Source organism: Streptomyces sp. SA15 (assembly GCF_002291145.1).
GTDB lineage: Bacteria > Actinomycetota > Actinomycetes > Streptomycetales > Streptomycetaceae > Streptomyces.
On sequence record NZ_NTGE01000218.1, the window covers coordinates 1 to 8,060 of the forward strand.

Below are 8,060 nucleotides of genomic sequence, written 5' to 3' on the forward strand. Positions count from 1 at the left end.
CGGGGTCGCCTGCGCCGCGCTCCCGGCGGCCGGTGACGACCACGTCGGCCTGGTGGGCCGTCAGCAGATGCTCGGCGAGCCGGGCCGCGAGCCCGCCGAACCCGTGGATCCAGTACCTGCCGTGCCTACGGAAGGCCGGGCGGGCGTCGGGAGCGGGGAACGCCAGACGGTAACCGGGCGTACGACGGCGGCCGTCCGCGTCCACCAGGACGTGCCGGGAGACCGGTCCCGGCCCGAGCTCGCGCGCCAGCAGCGCCGCCGTGCCCCCCTCGCCGAGCGGGGCGGGCAGACCCACCGCGCACAGATCGAACCGCGGGTTTTCCCTGGCGAGCGAGCGGCCGAGCGCCGCGAGACCGGCGCCTGTCGCCCCTTGGACGGGGTCGGACGCCAGGTAGGGCACCCGGATGACGGCGCCCGTGCGGGCCAGCGGGCGCAGCAGGGCGCGCAGCAACGCCACCGCCGCCTCTGCCCAGGCCACCGTGCCGGGGCCGACGGTCACCGAGCCGGGACCGTCCCCGGCGTGCCCCGTGCCGGCCGACGGCACATGCGCCCCCAGCCACAGCACGACCGGCCGCTCGCCCGTTGCGCCCCGCGCGCCGAGGAGGCGCTCCGCGATCCGGCGCACGGCCTCCTCCGGGCCCCCGTCCGCGAGCCCGGGTTCGTGGGTGATCTGCCCCAACTGCCGTGCCAGAGCCTGGTGTGCGTCGGTGTCGCCGCCGATCACCAGGGGACGGCCCGCCGCCGCACCGGCCGGAGAAGCAGCGGGGAGAGGCAGGTGCACGGGGGTCAGGACGTGGACCTCGGGATCGCGGACGGGGGCTTCGGCCCCGGACGCCGTGTCCGCATCGACGCCGGCCGTCGCCGTCGGGCGGAGGGCGAGCCCGGTCAGCCGCGTCCGCACCGTGCCGTCCGCGGCCAGCACCGTGACGTCGAACTTGCGCACCCGCGCCCCGCCACCGGCCAGCCGGCGGGGCCGTACGTGGACGAAGCCGCCCGGCGGCAGCGCGCCGTACAGTTCCAGGCGCTCCACCGCGAACGGCAGATACCGCTCGTGGGCCGCGCCGCCCCTCGTCAGGAACCCCATCACCGCCTGCAGCGCGCCGTCCAGCAGGGCGACGGCGGGCGGCCCCGCGCTCCCGTCGGCCTCCCGCAGCCGGGCGAGGACGTCGTCCTCCCCGTGGACGAGTTCGGTGAGCACGCGGTAGGCGGGCCCGTAGCGCACCGAGTGCCGCTCGAAGGACGCGTAGAGGTCCCGCGGCGCGAGGCTGCCGGTACATCGCGCACGGATCTCCTCCGGCGCGGGCGCGGACGGCCGTGCCTCACTTGGGCCCGTCGCTGCGCCCTGCCGGGGCACGCGGGCGGTCACGTGGTGGTGGACCTCGCCGGTGCCGGGCGCGGCCGATGTGACGGTGAGGTCCACCGCGCCGTCCCGGCGTGCGACCTCCGCGCGCAGGACGAGCGGCCGGTCCGCCTCGGCGGCCTGCTGGAAGGTGATGTCCTCCAGGCACCCGGGCTCCGCTCCCGTCGCCCGGGCCGCCACGGCCCGCAGCAGTTCCATGAAGGCGGCGGCGGGCACCAAAGGCCGGCCGGCCACCACGTGGTCCCGGACCAGGGGCTCGTCGGGCGCCACGTCGCGCTCGAAGGAGACGCCGTCGAGCGTGGAGGTGTTGCGGTCGACCAAGTCGCGGAACCCGCCCGGGTCCGCGCCGTCCCGGGCTGTCCCCGCCCCCTGCTCCTGCGGGGCGGACACCGGCCAGCTGCGGGTCCGGTCGAAGGGGTAGACCGGCAGACGGACCCGCGTGACCGGCTCCGTCCCCGTCTCGCCGGGCAGTGCGGGGAAGTCGGCGTCCGGATCCGTCTCCCACGCCTCGGCGGCCCGCCACGGTGCCGGGGCCGGCCCGTCGGGCGTCTGCCCGCGCGAGTGCTCGGTGGCGCCGTCCGTGCCGGCCACGGGGGAGGGGTCGCCGGGGTCCACGTCCGCGCGGGCGCGCAGGAGGCGTACCGCCTCCGCCGTGTCCCGGGCCACCACGGCCATCCGCTCGGGCAGGCGGCTGCGCCCCTCACGCAGCGTCCGGGCGACCGCCGGGAGGGGCAGGGAGCGACCCGGGCCCTCCAGATGACCGGCGAGGCGCAGCGCAGCCTCCCGCAGCGCCTTCCGGGTGCGGGCGGACAGCGCGAGCGGCACCGGAACCCGCCGCTGATCCGCGCCGGAGGCGACGGGCTGGGGGGACTGCTCCAGGACGACGTGCGCATTGGTGCCGCCGATGCCGAACGAGCTCACCGCCGCACGCCGTGGCCCGTGCGGCACCGGCCACGCGACGGGCGCGCGCGGGACGAAGAACCGGCTGTCCGCGAGCTCCAGCAGCGGGTTGGGCCGCTCGAATCCGTGCTGCGGCGGCACCAGCCCGTGCTCCAGCACCAGGACCGCCTTCACGAGCCCGGCCAGCCCCGCCGCCGTGTTGAGGTGCCCCACCGCCGCCTTGGCCGACCCCAGCGCGCACGGCTCGTGCCCCTCCCCGTAGACCCGTCGTACGGCGGAGAACTCCACCGGGTCGCCAAGCGGCGTGCCGGTGCCGTGCGCCTCGACGTAGCCCACGCCGGACGGCGGCACACCGCCCACGGAAACGGCCTCCCGGAGCACGTCGGCCTGCCCCTCGGGGGAGGGCGCCTGGTAGTCCTGCCGGCCGGCCCCGTCGTTGTTGACGGCCGATCCGCGGACGACGGCCCGCACGGGGTCGCCGTCGCGCAGCGCGTCGGCCAGGCGGCGCAGCACCACCGCGCCGCCGCCGTTGCCGAACACGGTTCCGTCGGCCCGCTCGTCGAACGGGCGGCACACGCCGCTGGGGGAGAGGATCATCTCCGGGTGCGCGGGATAGCCGGCCTGCGGCAGATGCAGCGACACGGCGCCCACGACGGCGGTGTCGCACTCCTCGCCCAGCAGGCTCTCCACCGCCAGGTGCACGGCGACCAGTGAGCTGGAGCAGGCCGTCTGGACGCTCAGGGCGGGCCCCGAAAGGCCCAGCCGGTGGGCGATGCGGGTGGCGGTGAAGTCACGGTCCGCGGAGGAGAAGCGGGCCATGCCCGCCGCGTCCAGCCCGGTGATGCCCACCGGGGGCAGGGTGGGGCGGGCGGAGGAGGTGAACACCGCCGTGCGGCCCGGCACGCGGTCGGGGGCGACGGCGGCGTCCTCCAGGGCGGCCCACGCCAGCTCCAGCAGGATGCGCTGCTGCGGGTCGAGCCATTCGGCCTGTCGGGGGTTGAACCCGAACAGGGCCGCATCGAACCCGTCGACGTCGGGCAGCGGGCATCCCGCGGCGACGAAGCCGGGGACGTCCACGTCCGCCGCGCGGTGGCCGAGCGCCAGGAGCTCGTCCCGGCCGAAGCTGCGGATCGCGGTGTCGCCGCGCAGCAGCAGGTCCCAGTACGCGTCTGGTGCGGACACCGGGCCGAACCGGCAGGACACGCCGACCACCGCGACCGCCGTCGGGTCGTCCACGGCCGTCGTCGGCTGCTGGGCGGGAGGAGCGAGGTTCATGGTCATCCTGCTTCCGTGGCGGTGCGGCGCGCGCTACGGCGGCGCTCCCGCCGCAGGTGCTGCGCGGAGAAGGGCACTTTCCGGTCGTCCGCGGGGGCCGCTCCGTTCCCGGTCGGCGCAGGTGCGACGAGGGTGGGAGCGGGAGCGCCGCCGGCCAAGCGGTCGGCGAGCAGCCGCACCTGGCCGGCCAGCGTGGGGTGTGCGAACAGGTCGGCGAGCTCCAGCCGCGCGCCGGGAAACCGTTCGGACAGCCGGGCGAACAGGCTGCCGATCAGCACCGAGTTGCCGCCGAGCGCGAAGAACGCCCGGTCCGACGGCACCCGCTCCACCCCGAGCAGCCGCCCCCATTCCTCGGTCAGCCGGCGGGAGATGTCGTCCTCCCGGGGCCGTTGTGCCGTGCCGTCCCCGGGCTCCTCGGGCGGTGGCCCCGAGTCGCCGTTCGCGGCCAGCCGGGTCAGGGCCGCGCGGTCGGTCTTTCCGTTCGGGGTGAGCGGGAGGGAGTCCCGCACGAGGATCCCCTGGGGGAGCATCCACTCCGGCAGCCTTCGCGCCGCGAACGCGCTCAGCTCCTCCGTGGGCGGAGCTGTACCGCCGGGCGCGGGCGTGACCGCCGCCAGGAGCCGGGTGGCAGGCCCCTCGCCGACCGTGACGGCGACCGCCTGCGCGACCCGCGGGTGGTCGGCGAGCACCGCCTCGACCTCCCCCAGCTCCAGCCGATGACCGCGCAGCTTCACCTGGCCGTCGGCACGGCCCACGAAATGCAGCCCGCCGCCCGGGGGACGCCGTACCAGGTCGCCCGTACGGAACCAGCGCCCCGCACGGCCGGGCAGCAGCGGATGCCCGGTGAAGCGCTCGGCCGTCGTATCCGGCCGCCGCCAGTAGCCCGCGGCGACGCCCGGACCGCCGATGAACAGTTCGCCGGTCTCGCCTTCCGCCGCGGCCGACGGCCTGCCGTCCGCGTCCCGCGCGACCAGCACCAGGTCGGTGGCGCCGATCGGCTCGCCCAGCACCACCGGAGCCCCGGGCGCCAGCCGGGCGGCCGTCGACCAGATCGTGGCCTCGGTGGGGCCGTACACGTTCCACAGGGCGCCGACCCCGGGGGCGAGGTCCCGGGCGAGTGACGGCGGCAGCGGCTCCCCGCCGCACAGGGCGGTCAGGCCCGGGCGCCCGCGCCAGCCGCTGTCGAGCAGCAGCCGCCAGCCGCTGGGCGTGGCCTGGAGGACGGTGATGTCCTCCTCGTCCAGCAGCCGTCCGAGCCGTGAGGTGTCCTGTACGGTCTCGCGGTCGGCCACCACCACGGTGCCGCCGGTCACGAGCGGCAGGAACAGTTCGAGGACCGAGATGTCGAAGCTCGCCGTCGTCACGGCCAGCAGCCGGTCGCGGCCGGTCCAGCCGATCAGGTCCCGGAAGGCGTCCAGGGTGTGCAGGACGCTGCGATGCCCCACGGCCACCCCCTTGGGCCGCCCGGTGCTGCCCGAGGTGAACATCAGGTAGGCGAGCGGCCCCTGACCGCCTTCCGCGTCCGCCGCGTCCGCCGCGTCCGCCGCGTCTGCCACGTCCGCCGCGTCGGGCAGGGAAAGGTCTTCGTCCTGCGGCGCCTCGGGAAGATCGTCCAGCAGTACGGTCCTCAGTGGCGCACCGCCGTCCGGCGCACCGCCACCCTCCAACCGCCCGGCCGAGGACCGCTCGGTCACGGCCACGGCGCAGCCGGCGTCGCCCAGGATCAGCCGCAGCCGCTCGGGCGGATGGGAGGCGTCGAGCGGCACGTACGCGCATCCGGCCCTGAGCACGCCGAGCAGCGCCACCGGCAGTCGCGCGCCCCGGCCGACGAGGACGGCGACCGGGTCCCCCGGCCGGGCACCGGCGGCGCGCACCGCCCGCGCCACCGCGGCCGAACGCCGGTCGACCTCGGCGTAGTCGAGCGATCCCGAGGCATCGCGCACGGCCTCGGCCTCCGGCCGCCTGGCGGCCTGGCGGCGGAACCGGCCGTGCAGCGTCAGCGCGTCGGGGCCCAGCAGGTCCCCGGTGAGTGCGTCCGGGTCCGCGACCAGCGCGCCCGCCAGTGTGAACCACGTGTCGACGAAGGAGTCGAGCTCCCGGCCCGTCAGCGCGGCCAGGCGATGGTTGGCGAGGATCTCGACGCCGTCGGGCGTCTCGCTGAGTTCGAGCCCCAGGTCCCAGTGGCCGCCCTGCCCCCGGATGAACACCCGCTCGCCGGGAGGTTCCGGCGCGCCCGCCGGGCGGGGCCAGTTCTGGTAGGCGAAGGTCAGCGTCGGCACGGCCTCCTCGCCGACCTGACGGCGGCACAGTTCCGCCACCGACGGGTAGGGCACGGCTGCGAGGGCCAGCGCCGAGCGGACCTCCTCCTGCAGGTCGGCCAGCCAGCGCCGCAGCGGCAGGTCGGGCGCGGGACGCACCAGCACCGGCACGGAGTTCACGAAGTTCCCGGCCGTCCGGTCGTACTCGCGTTCCGGGCGGCCGTAGGTGGGCACCGCGACCAGCAGCGATCCGCGGCCCGTGACGGCGCAGACCGCGAGGGCGTACGCCGCGAGGTGGACGGTGAACGCGCTCACCCCGAGCCGGTCGGCCACCGAGCGCAGCCGGTCTCGCAGGTGCTCCGGCATCAGGTACTCCGCGTGTCCGGCCGCCCAGGCACCGGCACGCGGCGAGCCGCCGGGGAACCTCGGCGCGGGCGGCGCGTCGCGGAGCCGGTCGGCCCAGGCCCGCAGGCCCTCCTCACGGGTGGCGGCGACCTCGCCCTCCTCCTGCGCCAGGAACCGGCCGAAGAGCTCTCCCGGCGCGCCCCGGTGCTCCGTATCCCGGCACAGCGCGCCCAGATCCTCGCCGAGCAGCTCCACCGACCGGCCGTCGGCCATCAGGTGATGGACGGTCACCTGGAGGACCTCCCGGTCCGTGCCGTCGTCCCACAGCACCGTCCGCAGCGCCGGCCCGGAGCCCAGCGGCAGTCGCCGGGCGGCCTCGTCCCGCAGGGCGTCGTGGAGCCGGCCGGGGGTCGTCTCGCGGACGGTGAGGAGCTCCCCCGTGCCCTCCTGGCCGGGCGCCAGGAAGCAGAGCGATCCCGCGTGCGTGCCGATGTGCCTGCCCAGGACGGGGTGGAGCGAGAGCAGCCGGGTCACGGCCGCGGTCACCGTCCGTCGGTCCTGTCCCGGGGGCAGACGCCAGGCCACGGAGAGGTTGTAGGGGGCCTCGGGCGCGGCGACCTGCTCGGCCGTCCACAGCGGCACATGACGTTCCGCCAGCGGCCACGGTGCCGTATCGGAGCCGATCGCGGGCTCGGGTGGTGCGGTCTGCGGCGGGGAGGCCTGCGGTGGCTCGGCCGAAGGGGTGGCGGCGCCCCGGGGTGTGGAGGCCGCCGCCAGGGCCGTGCCGTGCGTGGTCGCCAGCGCACGGGCGAGGTCGGCGATGGTGTCGTGGTCGTACAGGGTGCTGCGCGGCAGCCTGCCGCGCGAGGTCTCCAGCCGCCGGGCCAACCGCATCAGCGAGATGGAGTCCACCCCTCGGGACTCCAGGGGCGCGTCGGACGCCAGCGAGTCCTCGGGCAGCCCCGTGACGGCCGCCACCTCGGCGGTCAGCCACCGTACGGCCGCGGCGTGCGCGTCGGCCGGTTCCGGTGTCGGCTGTGCGGGGGCGGGCGCCGGCTCGGCGGGCTCGCATCCGCGCTGTGCGCCTTCGGGGTCCGGCGGTGCGGCCTGCGCCGTCCGCGGGTCTTTGGCACCCCTCGCAGAAGCACGGGCGGCCGGGTGGGCGCCGATGGCCTCGCTCCAGCGGCCGAGGTCCCCGTGGGCCACGACCGCGTGGGCGGGTCCGTCGGCGGGCGGTGCGCAGGCCAGGAGGCGCCACAGCTCGTCGGCCGCCTCGGCCACCGGCAGCGGGGTGAGGCCGTAGGTCTCGCGCAGGAAGCCGAGGGCCGATTCCGAGGGGCGCATGCCACCGCCGTCCAGGACCGGCCAGCCGACCGCGAGCGTGCACCCGGGCCGCAGCCCGGCGGCGGACAGGCGGGCACGGTCCTCGGCGAAGCCGTCCAGGAAGCCGTTGGCGAACGCGTAGTCGGACTGGCCCTGGTTGCCCACGTGCACGGCGACGGACGAGGCGAGGGCGAAGAAGTCCAGCGGGTGCCGGGCCAGCACCGTGTCGAGCAGCGTGGCACCCAGCGCCTTGACCCTGAGCACGGTGTCGACGGCGTCGGGTGTCTTCGTCCGCAGGAAGCCGTCCCGCAGCACGCCCGCAGCGAACACCACCCCGTTGACCCGCAGCCCCCGGCGGTCCAGCTCACCTGCCAGCCGGGCCACCGCCTCGGGATCGGTCACGTCGCACGACAAGTACGTCACCTGCCCCGCCCCCGCCTCGCGGCCGTGCTCCGCACCCCGCCCCGTGACGACGATCCGGGCGCCGGGGACCCGGCGCAGTACGGAGTCGGCGACGGCGCGTCCCAGCCCGCCGGTGCCGCCGGCGATCAGGTAGCAGCCGTCGGGGCGGAGCGGGAGGGGCCCGCCGGCGCGCGGCA

At 76.9% G+C, this 8,060-nt stretch carries 2 protein-coding genes; both read right to left on the reverse strand.

Annotated elements, in window-relative coordinates; all coding sequences use genetic code 11:
- Positions 1-3,541 (reverse strand): beta-ketoacyl synthase N-terminal-like domain-containing protein (locus CLM62_RS47195; RefSeq protein WP_179382528.1); only part of this gene is annotated, 3,541 nt, incomplete at its 3' end.
- A partial coding sequence (locus CLM62_RS47200; RefSeq protein WP_143659297.1) for a non-ribosomal peptide synthetase occupies positions 3,538-8,060 on the reverse strand: 4,523 nt, incomplete at its 5' end. The genes CLM62_RS47195 and CLM62_RS47200, both read right to left, overlap by 4 nt.